This window comes from Flavobacterium subsaxonicum WB 4.1-42 = DSM 21790 (assembly GCF_000422725.1).
Classification (GTDB): Bacteria; Bacteroidota; Bacteroidia; order Flavobacteriales; family Flavobacteriaceae; genus Flavobacterium; species Flavobacterium subsaxonicum.
Genome location: NZ_KE383911.1, coordinates 245,571 through 271,347, shown reverse-complemented (window position 1 = coordinate 271,347; position 25,777 = coordinate 245,571). Strand labels below are relative to the sequence as shown.

The following is a 25,777-nucleotide window of genomic DNA, read 5'->3' as shown; positions in this document are numbered from 1 at the left end:
GCATGGGAACATTTAAAATTGAAGGAGGAGCGCCCCTTAAAGGCGAAATTAAGCCGCAGGGAGCCAAAAACGAGGCACTGCAGGTACTTTGTACTGTACTGCTAACCCCCCAAAAAGTAACCATTAATAATATACCGGATATTATTGATGTTAACAAGCTTATTAGCCTGCTGCGCAATCTTGGCGTTAAGGTAGAAAAGCTTGCCCACGGATCGTATTCGTTCCAGGCAGACGAGGTTAACCTTGCATACCTGGAGTCTGAGGCGTTTAAAAAAGAGGGCGCATCTTTAAGGGGTTCTATTATGATAGTAGGCCCGCTATTGGCGCGTTTTGGTAAAGGCTACATACCTAAGCCGGGTGGCGATAAAATTGGACGCCGCCGTTTAGATACCCACTTTGAAGGTTTTATTAACCTTGGGGCAAAATTTAGGTATAACGAAGAAGACCATTTTTATGGCGTAGAGGCCGACAGGCTTAAAGGTACGTACATGCTTTTAGACGAGGCATCGGTTACCGGTACGGCAAATATTGTTATGGCTGCCGTGCTTGCCGAAGGCAAAACCACTATATACAACGCCGCCTGCGAGCCCTACCTGCAACAACTTTGCAGGATGCTTAACAGCATGGGCGCTAACATTACCGGTATTGGCTCTAACCTTTTAGAGATAGAAGGTGTAGAAACCCTTGGCGGATGCGAGCACCGCATATTGCCCGATATGATAGAGATTGGCAGCTGGATTGGCCTTGCCGCCATGACCCAGAGCGAAATTACTATTAAAGATGTTAGCTGGGATAACCTTGGCGTTATACCGGGCACCTTCCGCAAGCTGGGTATTACCCTGGAGCGCAGGGGAGACGATATTTACATTCCTGCACATACCGATGGGTACGAGATACAGAATTACATAGACGGTTCTATCTTAACCATATCCGATGCGCCGTGGCCGGGCTTTACGCCCGACCTTTTAAGTATCGTTCTGGTTGTGGCAACACAGGCACGTGGCGAGATACTTATCCATCAAAAAATGTTCGAAAGCCGTTTGTTTTTTGTAGACAGGCTTATAGATATGGGCGCAAAAATTATTTTATGCGACCCACACAGGGCTACCGTAATAGGTTTAGACTTTAAGTCGAAACTAAAAGGCATCCTAATGTCATCTCCGGATATCAGGGCGGGTATATCGCTGCTAATTGCGGCACTATCTGCAAAAGGAACCAGTACCATACAAAACTCAGACCAGATAGACCGTGGCTACGAGCGCATCGACGAAAGGCTTATTGCCATTGGCGCAAAAATTACAAGGATAGATTAATTTCTACTGAAATACATACCACTAAGGGCCGGATCTATTCCGGCCCTTTTTTGTTGTAAGCCTGTAGGTTGCAATTGTAAAAAGCTGTACTTTTCCAATTGAAAATCAATCAACCAAATCAATCAACCAAATCAATCACTACAATGGATAACAACTACACCTCAAAACAGCTTAATAATAACCCCGAAGCTTACTTTAAAGCTGCAAAAAAGAACAATACCAAAAAAGCCCTTATAATTGTGGCTGCCATTATTATTGCGCTGGGGCTAATAGGCTTTTTTATTGTTACAGGTATAAGCAGGGTTTTAAAAGGCAGCGACACTTATAACCTTGCCATAAATACAATACAAAACGACCCCGAAGTTAAAAAACTAACCGGCGGCATTAAAGACTATGGCTTTTTATCCACCGGCTCTATAGAGATAGATAATGGCGTGGGCACGGCATCGTTAACCATTACCGTAAAAGGGGTTAAAAAAGACATAGATGTTGCCGTGGCGATGGAAAAAGCAGCGAATTCTGAATGGAAAGTAACTGATATGGAAATTGTTGAATAATATAAAATATAACTAACCTATTTATGAAAAAACTATTTACCCTTTTAGCCCTGGCCCTAACCCTTGCCACGCACGCACAGGCTGTACAACAAGAAGATAAACCGTATATTGAGGTTACGGGCACGGCCCAAAAAGAGGTAGTGCCCGATATTATCTATATTACCATTACCCTGAAAGATAAGGTGGTAAACAAAGATAGTTACACCATTATCCAGCAGGAAACCAAGCTAAAGCAGGCGTTGCAGCAGGCGGGTATCGACCTTAAAAAGATGTCGTTGTCGGATGCCAGTTCTGATATTATTATGTACAAGCGTAAAGAAAAGGGTGTAGAAGAGATGAAAGAATATACCCTGATAGTAAATAATGCTACCGAGGTAAGTAAGGTATTCGAAACCCTGCATAACATTAATATTAAAGAGGCAGAAATCTCTAAAACCGAATATTCGCAAATTTATAACCTTAGAAAAGAGGTGCGTATTTCAGCAATAAAAGCAGCTAAAGATAAAGCAACATATCTTTTAGAAGCGATTGGAGAACAGCCAGGTAAACCGTTGGTAATTAACGAGCTTGGTTCTAATTTTAGTGCGCCTAAATTTGGATCTAACGTGGCTCTCCCGTCAGATTATGTAACCAATTATACAGATTCTTTTAAGCCTATTAAAATAGAGTTTTCCTACTATGTTAAGTATGCTATAAAGTAAGTCGCTTATTGGTTTGTAATTATAACGTATTAATTCCCTACGGGAAAACTGGCCGCTGCCTAATCAAAATTTGCTACCGAAATTAAATCGCTACGCGATAGTGATGGCGTAAACTTTCCTTATCACAAATTTTAATTTCCTATAGGCAATTAATTTCGGTAGCAAATTAAAATCGCAACGCAACAAATTTCCCGAAAGGAATACATTTCGTTAGCAACCAAAAGGGAGGCATTCCAACTTTGCCGTAGGCAATTAATTTCGGTAGTAAATTAAAATCGCGAGACAACAAATTTCCCAAAAGGAATGCATTTCGGTAGCAACCAATAGGGAGGCATTCCAACTTTGCCTTGGGCAATTAATTTCGGTAGCAAATTAAAATCGCGACGTAACAAATTTCCCAAAAGGAATACATTTCGGTAGCAACCAAAAGGGAGGCATTCCAACTTTGCCATAGGCAATTAATTTCGGTAGCAAATTAAAATCGCGAGACAACAAATTTCCCGTAGGGAATACATTTCGGTAGCAACCAATAGGGAGGCGTTCCAACTTTGCCGTAGGCAATTAATTTCGGTAGCAAATTAAAATCGCGGGGTAACAAATTTCCCTAAGGGAATAAAATTCCTATCACAAAAAAAGAGCTAAACACTTTACCGCGGTTAGCTCTTTTTATATTAAAAAGGTAGGGGGGAATTTAATCAAGCATACCCATAAACTTAAGGCCAATCATAATACCATCGGTAGCAAAGCCGCCTTGGTAGGCGCGTACATAATCTACCCTAAAAAAGCGGAATTTGCCAAAGCCTACATTGTCAAACCCGGCAGTAAACTCCTGGTACGGTTTGGCATCGGGGGTGGCAAGGGCATGGTAGCCCACTATAAAGTTCCACTCTAAAAGGTTAAGCAGCGGTATCTTGTTCATAATATAGCCCCTGGTGTTCAGTTCGGTGTGCAGCTCGGCATACGAGTCGTTCGTGCTGTGGCTGTAGTACGGCAACAGGTTAAAAGCATTTAGGTAGCCCGCAGTGTTAACGTGGGTTTGGTTACCGTTAAAATGTTTGTAATCGGCAAACGAAATACCATCGGCACCAAAAAACTTACCGGCTTTAAGGTTAATGCTAAAATCGCCCTTATTGCCTAACGAGGTAGAGTAGGTAGTGCGCGCAGCAACAAAATCGTACTCATAGTTTTTTTCGCTGCCGGCAAAAGCCTTTTCGTACTGTAACGAAAGGGTAGGGTAGTTGCTGTTGCTAACGTTTATCTTGCCATCTGGGCGGGTAATGTATTTTTGTCCGAACTTTATACTCGCCACCACACCCGCTTTATAAAGGTGGTGCGTTGCAAACGGTGCCGAAAATTCGTTAAACGGATCTAACGGATTGTTCGATGTAAAATTATCATCGTTTTTAATAAGCACATAATCAGTATTATTAAACAACGCCTTTCTGCGCGAATATTCGGCATAGCCCTGCATGTTCAGCCCTGTAAAAACCTCCTGGCCGTACTGTACACGGGCAAAGGTTTTGTCGTACAGCTTCATGTAGTTGTCTTTAAAAAACAAGGTGCTAACAAGGTTTACCAGTGGGGTAATGGGTTCGGCGGGGTTAAACTGCACGGCCTGGCTGCCGCCGCTAATGTATAAGTAGGCATTGTTTTGCCTGTTAAAACGGTGGCTGTACGTACCCACCACACGCAGGCGGTCTTCGGCAATGCCGTAGTTAAATTTGGCGCCCGCAAAGGTAGAGGTGCCTTTCTCCTCATCATACTTGCTGTAATTAAGCCCGGCATTAAAATTCCAACCCTGTACGGTGTTGTAGCCAATGGCGAACGGATCAAGCGGACCCTCATACGTAAAACGTGATTTTTTGTATGAGTTGGCATAGCTGTAGCCGGTTAAGATGTCGAAAATCTTAAACTTATTGTTTTTCCTGTCAATAGAGTCCAGGTAGGTTTTAGACTCGCGAAGCGTTTGTATGCTATCTTTTTTGGTATAGTCGGCTACCTCTTCATCCGTAAGCGGAATCGGCCTCATGGCATTCCAGTACAGCGAGTCTTTTTTGTTGGAGTTTTCTTCTACAAAAACAATCTCCTTGCCAAAAGTCTTTTTGTCAAAACTATCTTTAAACACATAGTTGGTGTACACGTGCGTAAAGCCACCGGTAAATTTTATACCAAAGGCACCCGCCTTAATATCAAATATCTGCGAGTTTTTAGCCCATATCCTGTTCTCGGTATTATAGCTGAAATTTTGCTTAAGGTTAAGGTTTTCTAATATAGGGTTTTGCATACGGAAACCCTTAACATCTACATCTATAGCATAAATAGCCCAGCTGCCATCTACAATATAAATATAGCCCTCAAACACCGGCTCTTTATCGCGGCGCGGTATCAGCTTAATCTTGTTTATCTGGTTGTTGTTCTCATCAAAAAAAGTACCCTCCAGCTTAAACTTGTAGTAGTTAAAGGTATTGTTAGCCAGTGGCGATACCATATTTACATTAAAATCGATGTAATTATTGTAGAAGTTGTAAAACGTGCCCAAAGCTGTGTTGTAGCTAAAACCCCTGCTGTCGCCGCTGGTTTTACTGGCCACAATGCGCTCTTTAATGTTGTTAGGCTGCTCGAAAGTAATTTTAGAAACCGTTTCAGACAGGTACAAAATACCAGATCCGGTGCTGTCTACCATACCCTCGGGCGCATCTACCTTAATGCCCATAATTTTTTTAGGCAGGTCTTTTACCTTAAAGATACCCTTCGAGTAAAAGTCGGCTTCAAAGCGGCCGGTTTTTTCGCTATTCTCTTTTTTGTGGGCCACCGCCTGGCGAATCACCTCGTAGGCAGGGTCTTCTTTGGTAGAAATTACCACCTCGTTAAGCTCGTAATTTTCTTCCTGAAGCGTAACGTTAAGCAGGTGTGGAAGCGCGCTAACCGTTACCGGAACTTTTTTTGTTTTATAGCCTATGGACTGAAAAATAATGGTGTACTGGCCGGTGTTTTTTATAATAAGCTCAAAATTGCCTTCTTCGTTAGTAGTGGTGTTGTTATAGGTGTTCTCGATAGCAACGCTAACAAACGGAATGGCCTCTCCGTTAGCCGATGTAATTTTACCTTTAATCTGTGCGTTTGTGGTTAGTGCCGCAAAAAATAAAAGCAGGGTCAAAAATTTGTGCATGGTTGGTTTTGTTGGTTAAGTAAGGGTAATATTTGTATTAGTATAGACGGGTATTGTTAATAAATGGTTGCATGACTATTAAAATTTTATTGGTTAGCATAGATAACGGGCTATTGCACTAATTGTTACACCGTAGCTGCGCATAAAAATAAATGATAAATATAAAGTTTGCATCCCTTAGCTTGAAAAAGTTACACATTACCTGTATTTTTGCGATATGAAAAATAATTACTCCATGTATTTACAATTTAAGAAACAATTACTTCATGGAGACAAATCATAACCCGGCATCTGCCGCAGGGCTAAAAACCACGCTTACGGGTATTATTGTCAGCACCATACTGGCAATTGTAAAGGCCCTTGGCGGAATTTTTGGCAACTCGTACGCCCTTATTGCAGATGCTATAGAAAGCACTACCGATATTGTTACGTCGGCCATGATGTACATTGGCCTTAAATGGTCGTCTAAACCGGCCGATAAAGAGCACCCTTACGGCCACGGCAAAGCCGAAGCCCTTATTGCCTTGGGTATTGCCCTGGCATTGGTTATTGCTGCTATAGTAATAGCGGTAGAGAGCGTGCACAACATCCGTACGCCGCATAAATCGCCTAAAGCATTTACGTTAATTATACTGGTGGTGGTTATCGCCACCAAAGAGTTTTTGTACCGTTATGTTATTAAAACGGGTAACGAGATTAACAGCGGTGCGGTTAAGGCCGATGCTTTCCACCACCGTAGCGATGCCATAACATCGGGCGCGGCGTTTATTGGTATTACCATTGGGCTTCTTGGTGGCCCGGGTTACGAAGTGGCCGACGATTGGGCTGCCCTGCTTGCCGGCGGAATTATTATTGTTAATGCCTACCTTATTGCTCGCCCCGCTATTGGCGAGCTGTTAGACGAAGAACTGGATCCCAAGCTAAATGTGCGCATAACAGAGCTTGCCGCCGAAGTAGCGGGTGTGGAATACGTGCAAAAATGCCATATACGTAAAATGGGACTTATGAGCCATGCCGATATGCACGTTTGGGTTAATAAAGACCTTACCGTAGAGCAGGGGCACACCATTGCTCATGCCGTGCAGGACCATATACAAAGCGTACTGCCCCAGTTTGCCTACATACACATACACATAGAGCCCGCAGGGGCTGTACATTAACCATACTTTATTATGAGAGATAAACGTTTTAACCTTGCCAGCAGGCTTATACACTGGGCTATAGCTTTTACTTTTTTATACCTTTTATTAACGGTGTTGCTGCGCCTTGGGTGGATGAATAAAAACCACATAGGCGGTATTATTCAGGATGGCCTTGCCGAAGATGGTGTTAGTATAGATAAAGACCTTGCCGGTACTATTGGCAAAAAAGTGCGCCGCCCAATGTGGCACACCCATACCATTGCGGGCTATGTGCTTACCGGCCTTTTTGTGGTGCGCTGCGTAATTACTTATGTACAGGGGCAGGCATTCCCCAGCCCGTTTAAGGCAGTGTCGGGGTATAATAAATTTAAGGCGTGGGTGTATGTTATATTTTATATTCTGGTTGCGGTATCGCTGGGTACAGGACTGATTATTGAATTCGGACCCGAGAGCATTCACGATATTAGCGAAGAGATCCATAAACTGTCGTTATACTATATGGTAACATTTATAGCGGTACACCTTATTGGGGTTATTATTGCCGATGGCACTAAAGACCGTGGCATTATTTCTAAAATAATTAGCGGCGACAGGCCGTAGGCATTGAACTCGTCTTGACATTTTTGATTGAAGCGAAAAATAAGAGTTTTTGTACAGATTTTGGCTTTTTTGCACTGCATAGCAGCGCTACGGAGTAATAAAACAGGTAAAATATGGAGCAAAAAGACCATTTTGCAGCCAATTAAAAAAGTCAAGATGAGTTCATTACTAAATATTTTATAAACCAAAGATGGTGCATTGTACTTTGCCTATCTTTGGTTTTATTTTTTTACTACAAGCCATGAAAAAGATTACCGAAGCAATGATACGCAAAGAGGCTACCATCAATAAAATACAGTTTGATAAAGAATGGTTTTATGCCGTAGATGATGTAGCCGACTTTTTAAACGAAGACTTTACCGGTATAGAAACCGTTACCCTGCCTATTATAATTGATGGCGAGAGCTACAACATGCTTTGCGCCACCTGGGAAGATTTTGAACGCATCCGCCAAAAAGAACCCCTTGAAGATTTTAGGGGCAGTGTTTTGCGCAATAAAAAACCATTAATAAGAAAGAAGAAGTAGTTTATATAAATATTATCTTTGAATATCGTTATACTACAAAATCATATAATTATGAAACAGCTGGTCATAAATATTAACGACAACAAGTTGTCGTTTTTTCTGGAATTGATCAAAAATTTTGATTTTATAACAGTTGAGGATACTGCTGATTGGTACCTATCGCTTTCCGATAAACAAAAGCAATCTATTGAAAGAGGTTTGGACGATGTTAAAAATGGAAATGTTATAAGTCATTCTGAAGTAATGCAATCTGTTAAAGCAAAAATTCAAAGTTTAAAAGATCGATAATGGATGTGTTTTGGTCGGGCAATGCCCAAGTTAATTATTTGGAAGTTATCGAACAAATTTTTGAAAAATGGAATTTAGATATAGTTCTTAGATTTGAGAATCAGGTAAAGGAACTTATCGAAAAGATATCCCAATATAATTATATATGCCCTTCTTCTAAAATAGTAAACTTGCATCGTTGCATAATTAACGAGCATACTTCATTAATTTATAAACTGGATGGTAACATTATTAATGTTATAGATATTATTTTCAATCAGAGTAATCATAAATTTTAGGAAAAACTACTCTAATGTTCAGGAAGAATATCTTTGAATTTTCCATACAGCTCTATGACCTCTTGCAAAGCAAAAACTATATTTCTCTGTGAATCTCTGAGATCACTCCGTGCATCTCTGTGGAATAACCCTTAACTCCAAACCCACAACTCCAAACCCGAAACCCATAACGCCTAACCAAAAAACTATTCCAAAATATCCAGGAAAGTCAAGCCAAAGATAATACCCTGGCTACGGAAACCGCTCTCGTAAGAACGTACATAATCAATTCTCAGGAACCTGAATTTACCCCAGCCTAAGTTATCAAGGCCAACGCTAAATTCGGTGTAAGGGTTGCGCTCCGGAATAGAAAGCAGGTGGGCGCCTAAAACCAAATGATAGTCCAGCTGGTTTATAAGCGGTATGCTGTTGGTTAAAAAGCCATTAAAGTTATGTTCGGCGTGGGCTTCAAAATATTTATCGCTGGTGCTGTGGGTGTAATACGGCAGCAGGTTAAATACATTAAGGTAGCGCTCAGATCGGCCCACATAGGTTTGGTTGCCGTTAAAATGCCTGTAGTCTGTAAATGCTATTTTATCGCCACTGTTTAAAAACGTACCGCCCCTAAAGCTCATGCCCAGGTTACCGGCGTTGCCAAAAGTAGCATCGTAGGTTACACGCGCCGACAGATGGTCAAAATTATAATCGTCTACGCTCGATGCAAAACCTTTCTCGTATTTAAGAAACAGCTTAGGGAATTTTGTCTCCTCTATTATAAACTTGCCGTTAGGGCGTGTCTGGTATTTTTGCCCAAAGAAAAAGCTGGTTGCCACCGATGCCTTAAGCATGTTGTGCTGCTGGAAAGCCGGCGCATCATAATCATACGGCAACAGCGGGTTGTTAGAAAAATACGGGTCGTAAGCATCTTTAAGGGTCGAGAAGGCCGTGTTGTTAAACAACGATCGCTTACGGGTATACTCAAAAGTACCAAACAGGTACACGCCGTTAACGGGTTCTTCCTGGTAGCTTAAACGCACAAACTGGTTGTCGTATAGCTTCATGTAGTTATCCTTAAAGAAAAGGGTACTTATTGAGTTAACAATCCTGTTTATAGGGTTCTCGGTATTAAACTGCTCTATGGCGGTACCTCCCGTAAGGGTAATAATGCGGTAGGTAAAATTGTTGAATTTCCTCGAAATGGTCCCCGTCATCCTAAAGCGCTTCTCGGCAAAACCATAGTTAAGGTCGGTACCTATAGTAGTATACGCGGTGTTATCTTCGCTACGCTTTGTAAAGTAAAACGAAGGTGCAAAGGTATACGCCTGCACGGTATTGAAGCCCAGTTTTTTGATGATGCCCGTGTAGCTCAACGTCCAGTTTTCGTAGCTGTTATTATAATTATAGCCAATTATGGGAGAGAAGTACGAAAAACGGTTGTTTTTTTTATCGATAGAATCTTTATAGGCCTTGGTGTTAATAACCAGCTCTATACTGTCTTTTTTAGTGTAGTCGTTGCGTTCTTCGGCCGTAAGGGGTATAGGGCGTTCCTGTTTCCAGTAGCTAACCGGTTTTTTGTTGGCTTCGGGCTCAAACCGAAGCACCTCGTTGCCAAACGTTTTTTTATCGAACGCCGGGTTAAAGTTGTAGTTGCTGTACACATACGAGAACCTGCCTGATAGGCCCGCACCAAAAAGGCTGGCTTCAAAATCCAGGGTTTGTACGTTTTTAGACCATAGCTGTTCTTTAGCATTGTAGCCAAAGTTTTGTTGTATAAGCAGGGTGTTAAGCAAATCCTGCTTAATTTTTTTACCGGTTATAGACAGGCTGACGGCATACAGTTGCCACGAATTTTCTACTATATATACGTAGCCGTTAAAGGCAGGTTCGCTTTCTCGCTTTGGGGTGACTTTTATTTTGTTTACAAGGTTTTTGTTTACATCATAAAAAGTACTCTCCAGCGTGTAGTTGTAATAGCTAAAGGCATTATCGGCAATGGGCGATACGGCATTAACCTCAAACGGAATGTAATTTTCGTAAAAGTCGAAATCGGCTGCGGCTGCGTTGTTAAAGCTGTAGCCGTTATCGCTGCCGCTAACTTTAGAGGCTATAATGGTTTCCTGTAAATCATCGGGCTTTTGCGATTTTATTTGCGATACCGTTTCAGATAAATACAAAACGCCACTGCCCGAAGGGTCTAAAACGCTTTGCAGGTTGCCCACCTTAAACCACAGGAATTTTTTGGGTACATCTTTAATCCTGAATAAACCTTTAGAATAAAAATCGGCTGTGAATTTTGCCGTTTTAGCCGAATTGGCCTTGCGGCTGCCTATGGTTTTTTTAATAATGTCGTTAGCCGGGTTATCTTTGTTAGATACCACCACCTCGTCCAGCTTATAGCTTTCTTCTTCCATAGTAACGTTTAACGTGTACGGAAGCCTGGTAACATCGGTAGTAGCCTCAAAAGTTTTATAGCCTAAAGATTGTACTATAATAGTGTACATGCCCCTGGTTTTTACATTAAGGGTGTACTCTCCTTCGGCGTTGGATGATGTGCCGTTGTACGTGCCTGCAACAATAACCGATGCATAGGGCACAGGCTCTCCTTTGGGGCCGGTAACCTTACCCGATACCTGCGCAATGGCAGTAATGCTCATTAAAAATAACAGGACAACAGCAGCGTATTTCATTATAATTCTAATATAAAAGATTGTAGTGCCAGCTCGTAGCTTTTTAGCCCGAAGCCAATAATAACCCCCGCCGATACCGGCGATATAAAGCTTTGGTGCCTGTAGGTTTCGCGAGAAAAGGTGTTAGATATATGTACCTCTACAACGGGTGCAGGTACGGCCTTTATGGCATCACCAATGGCTACTGATGTATGGGTGTAAGCACCGGCATTTAGTATAATACCATCCAGCTCGTAGCCGGCCTTGTGTATTTGGTTTATAAGCTCGCCCTCTACATTGCTCTGGTAGTACGACAGCTTAACCCCGGGGAATTTTAGCTGTAGCTGCGCAAAGTAATCTTCAAAGCTGCGGCCACCATAAATTTCGGGTTCGCGTTTGCCAAGAAGGTTAAGGTTGGGGCCGTTTATAATAATAATATTCATGTATGCTTATTTTAGGTAAATGTAATTAATAGGTGTACGCCCCGTATGTTGTTTAATAGTAATTTTAACATTTAGAGCCATAAAAAAACCGGTATTACCTAAAAGATAAACCGGTTTTTATTATTTTATCAAAAATTTTAGAAAAAGTATCCTACTGATAACTGGAACACCGCGTTTTTAGAATCTATTTCATCATAAACATCGGTAAGTCCAATAGTATAACGTGCCTGGGCAAAAAGGCCTGCAATAATTTTAAGTTCTACACCACCTGCAGCAGCCATATCAAAAGTTTTAGTATCAAAAGCTTCTTCGGCATCGCTAACTAAAAACGAGAACTGCGGCCCTGCCATAAGGCTTAACCTGTCTGGTAATAAATAAAATTTAGCCATAACAGGTACAGATATATAATCCAGGTTAATATCTTCGGCTACACCAATAACGCCATCGGCATCGTATTTAGCTTTACCACCTACAGAGTTAAATAAACCCTCTGCCTGTACAGAAAACATTGGTACAAGGTTAAGTTCTACTACAGCACCGGCATGAAAGTTAGTAATACCATCGCTGTCTATATCGCCGTTAAATTTAGCAAAGTTGGCTCCGGCCTTAATACCAAAGTCTATGCCTTGTGCCTGCACTGCAAAGCTGCTTGCAAACAATACTGCTAATAAAAAAATCTTCTTCATTTTTATTTAAGTTTAAGTTGGTTTACAAATTAAAACATGTAGCCTAAAGAAAGCTGCACGGTTGTATTTTTAAGATCGGTATTGCCCGATATTTTGTTGGTGCCGCCATAGTACCTGCCTTGTATAAACAGGCCATCAGTTACAAAAAACTCAAGGCCGCCGGCAAAACCAAAATCAAATGTTTTGCTGTTGTACGGGCTAAAACTGTCGCTTTCGCTAAGCAGCATACCAAACTGCGGGCCGCCGTGTATATTAAAGCCATCAGTAAGGTATATCTTGGCCATAACGGGTACGCTAAAATAATTAAGCTTAATATCATCGCCATACGTGCCTTTAACCTTGGCACCCTGTACAGAGTATAAAAGCTCGGGCTGTATAGAAAACGGGTCTATAACAGATATTTCGTAAACTGCGCCTATATGAAATTGGGTAAGAACGTTTAGGTTACCATCGCCATCGCCTTTAAGGTTGGCAAAGTTTAATCCTCCTTTAATTCCCCATTGTGCCTGGGCGCTAAAGCCCCCTAAAATCAGCAGGGCAGTAAGTAGTATTTTTTTCATGCAGGTGTACTGGTTTACGGGCAAAATTAAAGAAAAGTAGTATTAATACTGCATAATTTAATTCGACTTTAACTATAAAGATGGCTTATGGTTGATTTGTAATGTTTTAGAAGGCGAATTAAATAATGACCTTTACAAATAGTCAGGCCTACCTTACTGCTTTTAAATAACAAAACCTCCTTCACAATGTGCAGGAGGTTTATACTTTTACTTAGGTTTTTTATTGAAGGTATTAAAACTTGTAACCAACACCAAGTTGGAAAACAGAGTTTTGTACGTTAATATCGTCAGCAATATCAGTTATACCCTGGTTGTAACGTGCTGTAGCAAATAAGCCCATAGCAGTCTGGAAGGTTACACCACCGGCAACACCTACTTCAAATGTTTTTAAGCTGTCTCTAAACGGAGTTGGAGAGTCGCCACTGTTAGAGTTAGGATTAAAGTCAATCTCGTCATTTAGCAAAAAGCTAAACTGCGGACCTGCCTCTATACTAAAGCCTTCAAAAAGGTAAAATTTAGCAAGTACCGGTACGTTAATGTAATCTAACTGCAGCTCTGCCTTATCGCCATCGCTGCCTTCAAAGTCAAATTCTGCACCCTGGCCAGAATATAAAGCCTCTGCCTGTATAGAGAATATCTCTGCTATTGGAAACTCAGCCAATACACCTACGTGAAAGCTTGTTCTCGAATCTGGGCTTTCTATATCCCCATTAAGTGTTGCAAAGTTAACACCACCTTTTACACCAAAGCTAACCGCCATAGAGTCGGCGTTGCTTGCGTCTTCCTGTGCGTTAGATACTGCTACAGTTCCTAACATAAGTGCACCAACTGATAATAATTTAAATAGTTTCATCTTTTTATTAAGTTTTAGTTTTGTAGGTTCAAAATTATATGATTAACATTGGCACCATTATCAAAGATTTCTTAATTCACATAACTTTAACCGTATGAAAAGTTGGGTTAAAATAGTAAACGACTACAAAACCTACCTAAAGATAGAGCGTGGGCTGGCAGCCAATTCGGTAACAAATTATGCTTTTGATGTGCAAAGGCTAACTGATTATCTGCAACTTAACAATATGGAAATTTCTCCGTTAAAAATAGACGAAGAAATTATCCAGCAGTTTATTTACCACGTTGCGGGCGAGCTAAATCCGCGTTCACGGGCACGGTTAATTTCGGGCCTTAAGAGTTTTTTTAACTTTTTAATCTTCGAAGATTACCGAAAAGATACCCCAATGGAGCTAATTGAGGTGCCAAAAATTGGCAGAAAACTGCCCGATACGTTATCAACCGACGAAATTGACCGCCTTATTGCCGCCATAGACCTTGTTACTACCGAAAAAGAAGACAATCAGGCCCAAGGTTTAAGGCAGCGCAACCGTACTATGCTGGAAACATTATACAGTTGCGGCCTGCGGGTATCTGAACTTACCACCTTAAAGTTATCCGACCTGTATTTTGATGAGGGCTTTGTAAAAATTACCGGCAAGGGCAATAAACAGCGCTTTGTGCCCATTGGCAGCTTTACCCAAAAATACATTACACTATATATTAAAGAGGCGCGTAGCACCCTTACAATAAAAAAGGGCCACGAAGATACCCTGTTTTTAAACCGAAGGGGCAGTGGCCTAACCCGCGCTATGGTATTTACCATAATTAAAGACCTGGCAAAGGCCATTAATTTAAACAAGGTTATTAGTCCGCACACCTTTAGGCACTCGTTTGCTACCCACCTGCTCGAAAACGGTGCCGATTTGCGTTCTATACAGCTTATGCTGGGGCACGAATCTATCACTACAACAGAGATTTATATGCACCTGGACCGTAAGTTTTTAAACCAGGTGCTAAATACTTATCATCCAAGAAGATAATTTATAGGAAAACTATATAAATTTCGTTAAAAAAAATTTTTTATTTTGTAAGTAACACTAATTTTGCAGTGTAATACACAAACAACTAATGTCTAATATAACCGACACCAATAGCGTAAGTGCTTTTTATAAAAAGCTGCTTGATGAGGTGCCCGACCTTATTTTTAAAGCAGTATTTGCCGATGGCAAATTTTCTGTGGTGTTTTGCAGCGAATCTGTAAACGAAGTTTACGAGATGACCCCCGAAACATTTATTGCCAACCCGGATATTTTTTTAGATGAGCGCATTGTAGCGCAGGACAGGCCGGGCTTTATAAAAAAGCTCGAAATTTCGCGCCTAAAACTTGTACGTTACGATCATGAATACCGCGTAGAGCTTCCCCTAAAGGGCCTGCGCTGGATGCGTATAACCGGCAAACCCGAACTTACTAAAGATGGCGCCGTGGAGTTTTACACCCGCGTTAGCGATATTACCGATTTTAAACACCAGGAGCTAAAGCTTAAAATATCGCAGGAGCGTTTTGATTTTGCCATGAAAGCCGCCGCCGAAGGTGTGTGGGACTGGAATATGGTAGATAACACCATATACCTATCGGCACAAAGCATGAAAATTATTGGCTGGGAAGAAAAACCTGCCGTGCTTAGCAATGCCTTTTGGCAAAGCCGCATCCATCCGGATGATGTTAAACAGCAGCAGGAGGCAAGGAACAAAGCCCTTAAAGACCTGGATAGTGTTTATGAAAGCATTTACCGCGTGCGCACTAACGATGGGCGCTACCGCTGGCTGCTTAGCCGCGGGCAGGTTATAAAGTTCGATGAAAACAATAAGCCCATAAGGGCCGTAGGTATACATAAAGATATTAGCCAGCTTAAAGAAAAAGAGATTCAGCTGGGTAACACCATTAATATTATTGGCGACCAAAACAACAGGCTTAGCAACTTTGCGCACATAGTATCGCATAATTTAAGGTCGCACGCCAGTAACCTTAAAATGCTGCTGGACCTGTTTAAAAATGCCGACGCCGAAGAACGCGACGAAATGCTGGGCCATCTGGAAGGCATTTCAGACGGGCTTACCATAACTATTAGCCATTTAAAAGACCTTGTAGAAATCCAAACCGAGGTTAAAACCGTAAAAGAACATTTAAACCTTAGGCATTACCTAAAAAATATACTAACAATATTACACAACGAGATTACCAAACACAGTGTTACTATAGAAATTAATATTCCGTTAGATGTAACCGTAAATTACAACGCCGCATATTTGGAGAGTGTGCTGCTTAATTTTACAACTAACGCTATTAAGTATTCCAGTACCGAGAGAAAGCCCATTATATCCTACGATTTTAGTATAGAGAACGGCAAAAAAGTGCTCTCTATATCAGATAACGGCTTGGGCATCGATCTTAAAAGGCATAAAAGTGCATTGTTTGGTATGTACAAAACGTTTCATAAAAACCAGAACTCCCGGGGCATTGGCTTGTTTATTACAAAAAACCAGATAGAGGCCATGGGGGGCAGGATAGAAGTATCGAGCGAGGTAAATAAAGGAACGACGTTTAAAATTTATTTTAATGAAGAAGATTAACAGCCTGTATGTAATAGATGATGACCGCATCTATCACTTCTTACTAAAAAATTTATTCAAGCAAAATGGCATCGATGTTAAAACCAGTTTTTTTAGCAACGGCCACGAGGCTATAGAGGCCCTGCGCAAAGACAAGGCAGGAGACGACGTGCCCGACCTTATTTTGCTCGACGTTAATATGCCTATTATGAATGGGTGGCAGTTTTTGGAAGAGTATACCCGATTAAAGGAAATGCTGCCAAAATCATCTGTTATTTACATGATAAGCTCGTCTAACGATATTGTAGATATCAATAAGGCTAAAGGGTATAACACTATTGTAAAAGACTATTTTTTAAAGCCAATTTGCAAAGAAGATCTCGATAAAATCTTTGTTGCAGGGCTATCATAGTTTTTGCTTATGGTTACTATAAAGAAAAATGATTGTTTAAATGTTTTGAGATGTCAATTATCATCTTACCTTTGCTTAACGCTGTTAAGTAATTTAAAAGCTATAGGATATGGGAAGTAAAGAGAGGATTTTAAGACAGAAGGAAGAAACCCGTGCCAATATAATTAAGGCTGCAAGAGAGATAGTTAAAGACGAGGGATGGCAGGGGCTAAGCATGAGAAAGATAGCCGATAAGATAGAGTACACCGCCCCAATTATATACGAGTATTTTTCTAACAAAGAGGCCATATTGCAGGAAATAACCTGTAGAGGTTTTTGTTTGCTAACTAAAGACCTGGAAACGGCAAAGGCATCTAACGATGATGCTGCACACCAGTTAGAAGCCATGTGGATGGCCTACTGGAATTTTGCGAGAGATAACAGAGAAATGTACCAGTTAATGTATGGCGTAGAAATGGCCTGCTGTACACAACGATCTACCGAAGCCGATTTGCCTTACAAGCTAATTACTGAGGTTATAAGGGAGATAATGAAAGATGTAAACCCTACAGATATGGTTATTAAACAAAAGTATTTTACTTTTTTCTCTGTAATACACGGGCTTATTTCCATCAATATTATTGGCGATGGCTTGTCTAACGACATTAACAAACAAATATTAAAAGATGCCATACAAGGCATTATACGCTATATTAAAGAATAGCGCTTTTTTTTGCCGATTTACTTAACGCTGTTAAATACTTTAATTAGATTAATGATGCCATTTTAAAAGAGGCATTTTTTTAGGAGATTTACTTAACGCTGTTAAATACTTTAATTACATTATTTAGAATATCAATTTAAACCATAAAATTTTTTGTACCACGGGTTAACACCATTAAATAATTTAAGACCATTATGAAAGACGTAAAATTAATTCACATCATTGCACTGGCGCTATTAGCGTTACTATATGCATGTTCTGGCAATAATGCGGCAGCACCGGCGCCGCAGGCAGCTAACCTGCCGGTATTCTCGGTAGTAGCCGCAGATGCTGTTACTTATCAGGAATATCCTGTTACCGTAGAGGGAAGGACCAACGTAGAGATACGCCCACAGGTAGACGGTTACCTTGATAAAGTTTTTGTAGACGAAGGCGCCTTTGTTAAAGCAGGCAGCCCCATCTTTAAAATCAACGAGAGCAAATACCGCGAGCTTTTAAACAATGCTACCGGAAGCCTTAACGGCGCAGAGGCAGCACTTATAAATGCTAAACTGGAGGTTGAAAAACTTACCCCGCTTGTAGAAAACAAGGTAGTGTCAGACTATCAGCTTAAATCGGCCAAGGCCAGCCTTAAAATTGCCGAGGCCAACAAAAGGCAGGCCGATGCTGCTGTGGCGTCTGCCCGTATCAATCTGGGTTACACGCTTATTACCGCCCCTACAGATGGTTACATTACGCGCCTTCCTAAAAAACAGGGTAGCCTTGTGTCGGCAGCCGACCCAATTGCGCTTACCACATTATCAGATATTGGCGAAGTACACGTGTACTTTTCGTTAGGCGAGTCGGATTTCATCAACTTCCGCGATAAATATGCCGGTAATACCATAGCCGATAAAATTAAAAACCTGCCACCATTAGAAATGGTATTGCCAAACAACACCGTATACGAGCAAAAAGGTAAGATAGACATGGTAGACGGCCAGTTCGACCGTACCACAGGTGCTATCACGCTAAGGGCAAGTTTTCCTAATGCTAAAGGGTTGCTTCGCTCAGGTAACACGGGTAAGATCCGTTTAGGCTTACCGCACGCAAAAGCACTGCTTATCCCGCAATCGGCTACCATAGAACTTCAGGATAAAATATTTGTATTTACTGTAGATAAAAACAACAAAGTAGCCCGCACACCGGTTATTGTTTCGGGCAAATCGGGCACTGATTACCTTGTTCAGGAGGGCTTAAAAGCAGGCGACAGGATTGTATTTAAAGGCTTCGAAAACCTGCAGGACGGTGCTGTTATCGTACCTGAAAAAATTAAAGGAGAATTGGCTGCCAAATAATTAAACACCAACATTTTAACGTAAAACATCATGTTTAAAAAATTTATAGACCGGCCGGTTTTGGCTACGGTCATATCCATCCTATTGGCTATTTTAGGGGTAATTGGCCTTACGCAATTGCCACTGGGCCAGTTTCCGGACATCGCTCCGCCGGCTGTACAGGTTACCGCCATGTACCCCGGGGCCAATGCCGAAACCGTATTACGATCGGTTGCCCCCTCGCTGGAAGAATCGATTAACGGTGTAGAGAATATGAGCTATATGAGCTCTACCGCAAGTAACGATGGCTCGTTAGTAATTACAGTATACTTTAAGTTGGGCACAGATCCAGACCAGGCTGCTGTAAACGTGCAAAACAGGGTAGCGCAGGCCACAAGCCAGCTGCCGGCAGAGGTTGTTCAGGCTGGTGTAACCACCGCCAAACAGCAAAACAGCCTTATCATGGTGGTGGATATGTACTCTGAAAACGAAAGCCAGTACGACCAGACATTTCTTGCCAACTATGCCCAGATAAACATTATCCCGGAGATTAAAAGGATACCCGGAGTAGGGCAGTCCATTATTTTTGGTGGTAATAAAGATTATTCCATGAGGGTGTGGTTAAACCCATCTCAAATGGCATCGTACAATGTTAGCCCTAAAGAGGTTATGGCATCTATACAGGATAAAAACCTTGAAGCCGCACCGGGTAAATTTGGCGAGAACAGCACCCAGTCTTTTGAGTATGTTATTAAATACAAAGGCAAGCTTACCAAACCAACCGATTACGAAAATATTGTTATCCGCACCAATGCCGATGGCTCAATCCTTCGCCTTAAAGACGTGGCCCGTATAGAATTTGGGTCGTACACCTATGGTAACTTTACAAGGGTAAACGGCAAAGCAGGGGTTAATATAGCCGTTATGCAGTTGCCGGGCTCTAACGCCAACGAAATTCAGATAGAGATTGCCAAACTAATGGAAAAGGCCTCTAAAAATTTCCCTAAAAACGTTAAGCACCTTATCCTTTACAATACTAAAGACATGTTGGATGCGTCTATAGACCAGGTAAAACACACGCTTATAGAAGCCTTTATCCTGGTGTTTATAGTAGTATACTTGTTCCTTCAGGATTTCAGGTCTACGCTTATTCCGGCCATAGCCGTACCGGTAGCGTTGTTAGGTACGTTCTTTTTCATGTCCATTTTCGGATTCTCCATCAACCTGCTAACGCTATTTGCTTTAGTACTGGCCATTGGTATTGTGGTAGATGATGCCATAGTCGTCGTCGAGGCGGTGCACGCCAAGATGGAACACAAGCACCTATCGCCAAAAGCGGCAACCGTATCGGCCATGAGCGAAATTACAGGTGCCATTATATCTATCACACTGGTTATGTCGGCCGTGTTCTTACCGGTAGGCTTTATGGAAGGCTCTACAGGGGTGTTTTACAGGCAGTTTGCCTTTACACTGGCCATAGCTATTGTTATATCGGCGGTAAACGCCTTAACATTGAGCCCTGCACTGGCAGCCCTTTTCTTAAAACAACACACCCCGGCACATGGCGGCGAACAACAGAAACAAAACTTTAAGCAGCGCTTTTTTACCGGCTTTAATTCCGGGTTCGATACACTAACCAATCGTTATGTAAACAGCCTTAAGTTTTTAGTACGCTACCGTTGGGCCAGCCTTGGCGGATTAGCCGTAATAATTGCTGCCACCGTTTGGTTGGTAAAAACCACACCATCGGGCTTTATACCCAGCGAAGACCAGGGCTTTATAGCCATATCGCTATCCATGCCCGCAGGTACATCGTTAGACCGTACATCGGCAGCAATGGCCGAAGCGCAGGATGCCTTAAACTCTATGGAGGCTAAAAAAACATTGATGGGGCTGTCCGGATTCAACATCCTTACACAATCATCAAGCCCGTCGTTCGGGGTGGCATTCATACTTTTAAAACCATCTAAAGAGCGTGGCGAGGTTAAAGATATCAATGCCATTATGGACCTGGCAAGGCAAAAGCTTGGCGCAGTTAAAGGTGCTAACTTCTTTGTATTCACATTCCCAACCGTGCCTGGGTTTAGTAACGTAGACGGACTTGATTTTGTGCTACAGGACCGTACCGGTGGCAAGCTGGATAAATTTAGTGCCGTGGGTAATAACTTTATTGCCGAATTGATGAAACGCCCGGAAATTGCCGTTGCATTTACATCGTTCAGGGCCGATTACCCTCAGTTTGAAATGGAAGTAGACGATGTTAAGGCCGACCAGCTTGGTGTTAGCGTTAAAGAGCTGATGCAAACCGTTCAGGCCTACTATGGTAGTGCACAGGTATCTGACTTTAACCGCTTTGGAAAATACTACCGTGTTATGGTTCAGGCCGATAAAGGTACCCGTGCCACGCCCGAATCGTTAGACCAGGTATTTGTTAAAAATAATAAAGGCGAAATGGTGCCTGTAAACACACTGGTTAAACTGGTAAAAGTATACGGGCCCGAAAATGCATCGCGTTACAACCTGTTTAACTCTATGGGTATAAACGCCATACAAAAACCGGGTTACAGCTCTGGTGATGCTATTAAAGCGGTAGAAGAGGTTGCTGCCATACACCTGCCTTCAGGATACTCGTATGAGTTCTCGGGTATGACGAGGGAAGAGATCACTTCTGGTGGGCAATCAGCGGTTATTTTCGCGCTAAGCTTAATATTTATCTACTTTTTATTAGCAGCCCAATACGAGAGTTATATACTGCCGTTTGCGGTTATACTTTCTATACCAACCGGTATCTTCGGGGTGTTTGTTGCCATCGGTTTAACCGGAATTTCCAACAACATTTACGTACAGGTGGCGCTGGTAATGCTTATAGGGCTGCTCGCCAAGAATGCTATTTTGATTGTGGAATTCGCCGTGCAGCGCCGCCGTGCCGGTAAATCGCTCCTTGCATCATCGTTAGAAGCGGCCAAACTGCGATTACGACCAATTATAATGACATCTCTTGCCTTTGTGGTAGGATTGGTACCCATGATGAGTGCCACAGGCCCATCGGCCCAGGGTAACCACTCTATTAGTATTGGTGCCGCCGGGGGTATGCTTGCCGGTGTAATATTGGGGTTATTTATTATCCCGGTATTGTTTATCGTGTTCCAGTACTTACAGGAAAGGGTATCGGGTAAAAAAGAGCCTGCAACACAGGCCGAATTAGGATTAATAGGATAAAGAACAAAAGCGCCGCCCCTTGTGGTGGCGCTTAAACCAACTATAGTTTATAAAAAAGATGAAAACGTTTAATATTTACATACTGTTTGCTGCCATGCTTGTAATTGCAGGATGTAGTGTATCTAAAGATACCAAAACACCCGAGCCCGAGTTGCCTACAGCTTTCAGGAATAACGATGTTACTGTTACCGATACGACCTCTATTGCCGACATTGAGTGGAAGAGCTTTTTTCCTGATGCTAACCTGCAGGAATTAATTGGCCGTGCTATTGCTAAAAATTATGATATGCAGACGGCTATCAAAAATTTAGAGATCGCACAGTTGCAGTTCCGTCAGAGTAAATGGGGCAATGTACCACAGCTTAATGCCAGTGTAACCGCCAGTACCACTATAGCTTCTAAAAACAGCCTTAACGGCATAAGCCTTAATAGTTTTTTAAATACAAGCCATATAGAAGACTATAGTGCCGGTGGTACACTATCGTGGGAAGCTGATATTTGGGGTAAAATAGGCAGCAGGAAGCGTGAAGCGCTTGCCGCCTACCTTAAAACGGAAGAAGCCCGTAAGGCTATCCAGACCGATATTGTAGCGTCTGTAGCACAGGGGTATTATAACCTTTTAATGCTTGATGCCCAACTGGACATTGCCATTAAAAACCGCGACCTGGGTGAAAATACGGTTAAGATTATCAAACAGCAGTTTACGGCCGGCCAGGTAACATCATTAGCTACAGAGCAGGCCGATGCCCAGCGTTTGGTTGCTGCGCAAATTGTTCCGCAACTGGAAAAAGAAATCGCCATTCAGGAAAATGCCCTTAGCGTTTTAGCCGGGTCGTTGCCCGATGCTATTGCAAGAGATACTAAGCTGGACTTAGCCGAACTGCACACACAAATTGCCACCGGTTTACCGGCGGGTATTGTAAGCCGCAGGCCAGATGTTAGGTCGTTTGAATATGAACTGAATGCCGCCAATGCCCGTGTGGGTATTGCCAAGGCGTATATGTACCCTGCGCTTAATATTACAGCAGGTGGTGGGGTAAACTCGTTCCAGTCGAATAACTGGTTTAACATGCCGGCATCGTTATTTGGCATGGTTGCCGGTAGCCTTACCCAGCCGTTATTGCAGGGCAGGAGGCTTAAAACCCAATATGAGGTTGCCAAAACCGAACGCGAAAAAGCCGTGATTGCCTTTAGGCAATCGGTACTGGTGGCGGTAGGCGAGGTAAGCGATGCTTTAGTTGAGGTTGAAAAACTTAAAGAAGAGCGCGCCTTTGCCACAGCAAGGGTAGATAACCTGCAAAGGGCCGTAACCAACGCCGATATGCTTTTTAAAAGCGGCATGGCTACCTACCTGGAGGTTATAACCGCACAAAGCAATGTGCTGCAAAGCGAACTGGAGCTTGCAGCCCTTAAAAGAAACCAGCTCTCTGCGGTAGCCCGGCTGTATAAAGCACTGGGCGGAGGCTGGAAATAATGGTGTTTATTGATGTTGAAAGAGCTGCCCATTGGGCAGCTCTTTTTATTTCTGAGTGGCTGAGGTTCTAAGCTGCTTAGGCGCTAAGCCTGCATCTAAAACCTGCCGGTCTATGTCTAAAGTTTAAAGTTAAAAGTCCGAGGTCTATTATCTGATGTCTCTTATCTATCATCTCTTAAACCTAAGTCCCTAAAACTCTCAGCTCCTAAGCATCTTATTTAGCTATATTAACCGCCCTTGTTTCCCTGATTACGGTAATTTTTACCTGTCCGGGATAGGTCATTTCGGTTTGAATTTTGTGAGAGATCTCAAAAGAAAGGTTAGCAGCAAGGTCATCGCTTACTTTTTCGCTTTCTACAATAACACGCAACTCACGTCCGGCCTGTATGGCGTAGGCACTTTTAACGCCCGGAAAGCCGTAAGCAATATCTTCAAGGTCTTTAAGACGCTGAATGTAAGAATCCAGTACCTGCCTTCTTGCACCCGGCCTTGCGCCCGATATAGCATCACACACCTGTATAATAGGCGATAGCATCGATTTCATTTCTATCTCGTCGTGGTGGGCACCAATAGCGTTGCAAACCTCTTCTTTCTCACCATATTTTTCAGCCCACTGCATACCCAGTAATGCGTGCGGAAGGTCGCTTTCAGCATCCGGCACTTTACCAATATCGTGTAGTAAACCGGCTCTTTTAGCAAGCTTAACGTTAAGGCCAAGCTCCGCTGCCATAATACCACAAAGTTTAGATACTTCGCGCGAGTGTTGCAGCAGGTTTTGCCCGTAAGAAGAACGGTATTTCATCCTTCCCACAATTTTTATAAGTTCAGGGTGCAGTCCGTGTATACCAAGGTCAATAACGGTACGTTTACCCACTTCTATAATTTCGTCTTCAATTTGTTTGGCAGTTTTGCCAACCACCTCTTCAATACGCGCCGGGTGAATACGCCCGTCTGTAACCAGTTTGTGCAGTGCAAGGCGTGCAATTTCCCTACGTACAGGGTCAAAGCACGATAGTATAATAGCCTCCGGGGTATCATCTACAATAATTTCTACACCGGTAGCGGCTTCAAGAGCACGTATGTTACGGCCCTCACGGCCAATAATACGGCCTTTAACATCATCAGATTCGATATTAAATACAGATACGCAGTTTTCTACCGCTTCCTCAGTACCTACACGCTGAATAGTGTTTATTATTATTTTTTTAGCCTCCTGCTGTGCAGTAAGCTTAGCCTCTTCTATAGTATCCTGAATGTGGCTCATAGCAGTGCTCTTGGCTTCGGCCTTAAGGCTTTCTACCAATTGGTTCTTAGCTTCTTCGGCTGATAGGCCACTAATAACCTCCAGCTGGTCTACCTGGCTTTTGTGCAGCCTGTCTATTTCTTGCTGTTTTTTATCAAGGTGCTCTATACGGGTGGTATAGTCTAAAATTTTAGCTTCGGCCTCATCATTGGTTTTTTTAACCTTGGCAAGCTCGTTAGAAACCTGCGATTCTTTATCGCGAGTTCTTTTTTCGGCTTCGGCAATTTTTTTGTCCTTGCCTAAAATAACCTGCTCGTGCTCGGCTTTAAGTTCAAGAAATTTTTCTTTAGCCTGTAGTAATTTATCTTTCTTCAGGTTTTCTCCCTGGTTTGTTGCGTCTTTTATGATAGATTCAGCATCTTTTTTGGCGCTGCTCAATAAGCTGCCGGCACTTTTTTTCTCCAGGAATTTTGCCACCCCGAAGCCAATTGCCAGCCCTATTACTATCCCGATAATTATCATTAATGTCATGTCCATAGGTTGTTTGTTTGGTGTATATGTATATGTAAAAAAAAAGCCTACATCAGTGGGTAATTGTATAAACTCGGTGTAACAAGTTTTGGGCTAACCCGCTGTTCAAGGATCTGCTCAGGGCAGCTTGCTATAGTAGCGACGATTCACCCATTTTTAAAAAATTGGCGTTGAGTTTATCAAAAAAGTACTAATGTAGGCAGTATTATTGACGTATGTTTAAGAACGTATTTTATTGTTTGAGAAGGTCTCCCAGTCTTTCATCCATCTGTAAAAGGCGTGCCTGCGTGGCTTCCAGCTCTTCAGAGCGGTCTAATACTTTTTGCTCGCTAAGCGATGCAAATTGTAGCGCACACATTGCCAGTACATCCTGCTTATCCCTTACGGCATAGTTTTCTTCAAACTGCTTTATCATGGCATCAATTTTTTTAGAAGCGCTTCTAAGCCCTTCTTCCTGAGAGGGGTCTACCGTTAACGGGTATACCCTGTCTGCAATCGATATTTTAATTTTCAGTTTGTCGTCCATT

At 42.3% G+C, this 25,777-nt stretch carries 22 protein-coding genes and 1 other RNA gene; 14 read left to right on the top strand and 9 right to left on the bottom strand.

The features are described 5' to 3' along the window. Nucleotides 1–2 precede the first annotated feature (2 nt). The 3 genes from murA to G509_RS0119645 all read left to right on the top strand — a co-directional run bounded on the left by murA (nucleotide 3) and on the right by G509_RS0119645 (nucleotide 2,571). Entirely contained in the window at nucleotides 3–1,313 is a 1,311-nt protein-coding gene (gene murA / locus G509_RS0119655) for a UDP-N-acetylglucosamine 1-carboxyvinyltransferase (protein ID WP_026993100.1), read from the top strand. A 143-nt stretch (nucleotides 1,314–1,456) separates the two neighbouring features. Continuing rightward, nucleotides 1,457–1,870, top strand: a complete 414-nt coding sequence (locus tag G509_RS0119650; protein WP_026993099.1) for a cytochrome c oxidase assembly factor Coa1 family protein — start codon at nucleotides 1,457–1,459, stop codon at nucleotides 1,868–1,870. Nucleotides 1,871–1,893: 23 nt separating this feature from the next. After that, nucleotides 1,894–2,571: an SIMPL domain-containing protein gene (locus tag G509_RS0119645; protein WP_026993098.1), complete on the top strand. Its 678-nt coding sequence runs from the start codon at nucleotides 1,894–1,896 to the stop codon at nucleotides 2,569–2,571. A 691-nt stretch (nucleotides 2,572–3,262) separates the two neighbouring features. Here the strand turns inward: G509_RS0119645 and G509_RS0119640 are convergent. Next, nucleotides 3,263–5,740 carry a DUF5686 and carboxypeptidase regulatory-like domain-containing protein gene (locus tag G509_RS0119640; protein ID WP_026993097.1) on the bottom strand — a complete coding sequence of 826 codons (2,478 nt, stop codon included), beginning with the start codon at nucleotides 5,738–5,740 and terminating at the stop codon, nucleotides 3,263–3,265. Between the two features lie 266 nt (nucleotides 5,741–6,006). On the opposite strand from G509_RS0119640, the gene G509_RS0119635 reads away from it, so the two are divergent. The 4 genes from G509_RS0119635 (at nucleotide 6,007) to G509_RS22590 (ending at nucleotide 8,296) form a co-directional block, all read left to right on the top strand. After that, entirely contained in the window at nucleotides 6,007–6,900 is an 894-nt protein-coding gene (locus G509_RS0119635; RefSeq protein ID WP_026993096.1) for a cation diffusion facilitator family transporter, read from the top strand. A 12-nt stretch (nucleotides 6,901–6,912) separates the two neighbouring features. Further along, nucleotides 6,913–7,482 carry a cytochrome b/b6 domain-containing protein gene (locus tag G509_RS0119630; RefSeq protein ID WP_026993095.1) on the top strand — a complete coding sequence of 190 codons (570 nt, stop codon included), beginning with the start codon at nucleotides 6,913–6,915 and terminating at the stop codon, nucleotides 7,480–7,482. 241 nt (nucleotides 7,483–7,723) lie between these two features. After that, on the top strand, nucleotides 7,724–8,008 hold the full coding sequence (locus G509_RS0119625; RefSeq protein ID WP_026993094.1) for a hypothetical protein: 285 nt from the start codon (nucleotides 7,724–7,726) through the stop codon (nucleotides 8,006–8,008). Nucleotides 8,009–8,059: 51 nt separating this feature from the next. Next, complete coding sequence (locus G509_RS22590; protein WP_035739354.1) at nucleotides 8,060–8,296, top strand: hypothetical protein; 237 nt, start codon at nucleotides 8,060–8,062, stop codon at nucleotides 8,294–8,296. Between the two features lie 463 nt (nucleotides 8,297–8,759). Here the strand turns inward: G509_RS22590 and G509_RS0119605 are convergent, their stop codons facing one another. From G509_RS0119605 to G509_RS0119585, 5 genes are all read right to left on the bottom strand, one after another. Next, the gene (locus G509_RS0119605) at nucleotides 8,760–11,240 is read right to left on the bottom strand and encodes a DUF5686 and carboxypeptidase regulatory-like domain-containing protein (protein WP_026993092.1); all 2,481 of its coding nucleotides are present in this window, start codon (nucleotides 11,238–11,240) and stop codon (nucleotides 8,760–8,762) included. Continuing rightward, nucleotides 11,240–11,662 (bottom strand): type II 3-dehydroquinate dehydratase, encoded by a 423-nt coding sequence (gene aroQ, locus G509_RS0119600; protein WP_026993091.1) that lies wholly within the window; start codon nucleotides 11,660–11,662, stop codon nucleotides 11,240–11,242. Before aroQ ends, G509_RS0119605 begins: the two co-directional genes overlap by 1 nt. Nucleotides 11,663–11,799: 137 nt before the next feature. Then, on the bottom strand, nucleotides 11,800–12,348 hold the full coding sequence (locus G509_RS0119595) for a porin family protein (RefSeq protein WP_026993090.1): 549 nt from the start codon (nucleotides 12,346–12,348) through the stop codon (nucleotides 11,800–11,802). Nucleotides 12,349–12,377: 29 nt separating this feature from the next. Continuing rightward, the gene (locus tag G509_RS0119590; protein ID WP_026993089.1) at nucleotides 12,378–12,908 is read right to left on the bottom strand and encodes a porin family protein; all 531 of its coding nucleotides are present in this window, start codon (nucleotides 12,906–12,908) and stop codon (nucleotides 12,378–12,380) included. Between the two features lie 232 nt (nucleotides 12,909–13,140). Continuing rightward, entirely contained in the window at nucleotides 13,141–13,761 is a 621-nt protein-coding gene (locus G509_RS0119585; protein WP_026993088.1) for a porin family protein, read from the bottom strand. 94 nt (nucleotides 13,762–13,855) lie between these two features. Here G509_RS0119585 and G509_RS0119580 point away from each other — a divergent pair, with 94 nt between their 5' ends. The 7 genes from G509_RS0119580 (at nucleotide 13,856) to G509_RS0119550 (ending at nucleotide 23,476) form a co-directional block, all read left to right on the top strand. Continuing rightward, nucleotides 13,856–14,782: a site-specific tyrosine recombinase gene (locus G509_RS0119580; RefSeq protein ID WP_026993087.1), complete on the top strand. Its 927-nt coding sequence runs from the start codon at nucleotides 13,856–13,858 to the stop codon at nucleotides 14,780–14,782. Nucleotides 14,783–14,870: 88 nt separating this feature from the next. After that, entirely contained in the window at nucleotides 14,871–16,373 is a 1,503-nt protein-coding gene (locus G509_RS0119575) for a sensor histidine kinase (protein ID WP_026993086.1), read from the top strand. Beyond that, complete coding sequence (locus G509_RS0119570; protein WP_026993085.1) at nucleotides 16,360–16,764, top strand: response regulator; 405 nt, start codon at nucleotides 16,360–16,362, stop codon at nucleotides 16,762–16,764. The genes G509_RS0119575 and G509_RS0119570 overlap by 14 nt, the downstream gene beginning before the upstream one ends. Nucleotides 16,765–16,873: 109 nt before the next feature. Beyond that, entirely contained in the window at nucleotides 16,874–17,467 is a 594-nt protein-coding gene (locus tag G509_RS0119565; RefSeq protein WP_026993084.1) for a TetR/AcrR family transcriptional regulator, read from the top strand. A gap of 194 nt (nucleotides 17,468–17,661) precedes the next feature. Then, entirely contained in the window at nucleotides 17,662–18,804 is a 1,143-nt protein-coding gene (locus G509_RS0119560) for an efflux RND transporter periplasmic adaptor subunit (protein WP_026993083.1), read from the top strand. Nucleotides 18,805–18,834: 30 nt separating this feature from the next. Then, entirely contained in the window at nucleotides 18,835–22,002 is a 3,168-nt protein-coding gene (locus tag G509_RS0119555; protein ID WP_026993082.1) for an efflux RND transporter permease subunit, read from the top strand. A gap of 58 nt (nucleotides 22,003–22,060) precedes the next feature. After that, nucleotides 22,061–23,476: an efflux transporter outer membrane subunit gene (locus G509_RS0119550; RefSeq protein WP_026993081.1), complete on the top strand. Its 1,416-nt coding sequence runs from the start codon at nucleotides 22,061–22,063 to the stop codon at nucleotides 23,474–23,476. Nucleotides 23,477–23,690: 214 nt separating this feature from the next. Here the strand turns inward: G509_RS0119550 and rny are convergent, their stop codons facing one another. From rny to G509_RS0119540, 3 genes are all read right to left on the bottom strand, one after another. Continuing rightward, the gene (gene rny, locus G509_RS0119545) at nucleotides 23,691–25,256 is read right to left on the bottom strand and encodes a ribonuclease Y (protein WP_026993080.1); all 1,566 of its coding nucleotides are present in this window, start codon (nucleotides 25,254–25,256) and stop codon (nucleotides 23,691–23,693) included. Between the two features lie 63 nt (nucleotides 25,257–25,319). Further along, nucleotides 25,320–25,426: non-coding RNA, 6S RNA (ssrS, locus tag G509_RS23205), on the bottom strand. Between the two features lie 56 nt (nucleotides 25,427–25,482). Further along, entirely contained in the window at nucleotides 25,483–25,776 is a 294-nt protein-coding gene (locus G509_RS0119540) for a cell division protein ZapA (protein WP_026993079.1), read from the bottom strand. Between the last annotated feature and the right edge of the window lies 1 nt (nucleotide 25,777).

Coding starts and splice junctions, on each gene's coding strand:
- G509_RS0119595 (WP_026993090.1), bottom strand. CDS start 12,348: ATGAAGAAGATTTTTTTATTAGCAGTATTGTTTGCAAGCAGCTTTGCA.
- G509_RS0119540 (WP_026993079.1), bottom strand. CDS start 25,776: ATGGACGACAAACTGAAAATTAAAATATCGATTGCAGACAGGGTATAC.
- G509_RS0119590 (WP_026993089.1), bottom strand. CDS start 12,908: ATGAAAAAAATACTACTTACTGCCCTGCTGATTTTAGGGGGCTTTAGC.
- G509_RS0119630 (WP_026993095.1), top strand. CDS start 6,913: ATGAGAGATAAACGTTTTAACCTTGCCAGCAGGCTTATACACTGGGCT.
- G509_RS0119605 (WP_026993092.1), bottom strand. CDS start 11,240: ATGAAATACGCTGCTGTTGTCCTGTTATTTTTAATGAGCATTACTGCC.
- rny (WP_026993080.1), bottom strand. CDS start 25,256: ATGGACATGACATTAATGATAATTATCGGGATAGTAATAGGGCTGGCA.
- aroQ (WP_026993091.1), bottom strand. CDS start 11,662: ATGAATATTATTATTATAAACGGCCCCAACCTTAACCTTCTTGGCAAA.
- G509_RS0119565 (WP_026993084.1), top strand. CDS start 16,874: ATGGGAAGTAAAGAGAGGATTTTAAGACAGAAGGAAGAAACCCGTGCC.
- G509_RS0119640 (WP_026993097.1), bottom strand. CDS start 5,740: ATGCACAAATTTTTGACCCTGCTTTTATTTTTTGCGGCACTAACCACA.
- G509_RS0119625 (WP_026993094.1), top strand. CDS start 7,724: ATGAAAAAGATTACCGAAGCAATGATACGCAAAGAGGCTACCATCAAT.
- murA (WP_026993100.1), top strand. CDS start 3: ATGGGAACATTTAAAATTGAAGGAGGAGCGCCCCTTAAAGGCGAAATT.
- G509_RS0119585 (WP_026993088.1), bottom strand. CDS start 13,761: ATGAAACTATTTAAATTATTATCAGTTGGTGCACTTATGTTAGGAACT.
- G509_RS0119580 (WP_026993087.1), top strand. CDS start 13,856: ATGAAAAGTTGGGTTAAAATAGTAAACGACTACAAAACCTACCTAAAG.
- G509_RS22590 (WP_035739354.1), top strand. CDS start 8,060: ATGAAACAGCTGGTCATAAATATTAACGACAACAAGTTGTCGTTTTTT.
- G509_RS0119650 (WP_026993099.1), top strand. CDS start 1,457: ATGGATAACAACTACACCTCAAAACAGCTTAATAATAACCCCGAAGCT.
- G509_RS0119570 (WP_026993085.1), top strand. CDS start 16,360: ATGAAGAAGATTAACAGCCTGTATGTAATAGATGATGACCGCATCTAT.
- G509_RS0119550 (WP_026993081.1), top strand. CDS start 22,061: ATGAAAACGTTTAATATTTACATACTGTTTGCTGCCATGCTTGTAATT.
- G509_RS0119645 (WP_026993098.1), top strand. CDS start 1,894: ATGAAAAAACTATTTACCCTTTTAGCCCTGGCCCTAACCCTTGCCACG.
- G509_RS0119560 (WP_026993083.1), top strand. CDS start 17,662: ATGAAAGACGTAAAATTAATTCACATCATTGCACTGGCGCTATTAGCG.
- G509_RS0119575 (WP_026993086.1), top strand. CDS start 14,871: ATGTCTAATATAACCGACACCAATAGCGTAAGTGCTTTTTATAAAAAG.
- G509_RS0119555 (WP_026993082.1), top strand. CDS start 18,835: ATGTTTAAAAAATTTATAGACCGGCCGGTTTTGGCTACGGTCATATCC.
- G509_RS0119635 (WP_026993096.1), top strand. CDS start 6,007: ATGGAGACAAATCATAACCCGGCATCTGCCGCAGGGCTAAAAACCACG.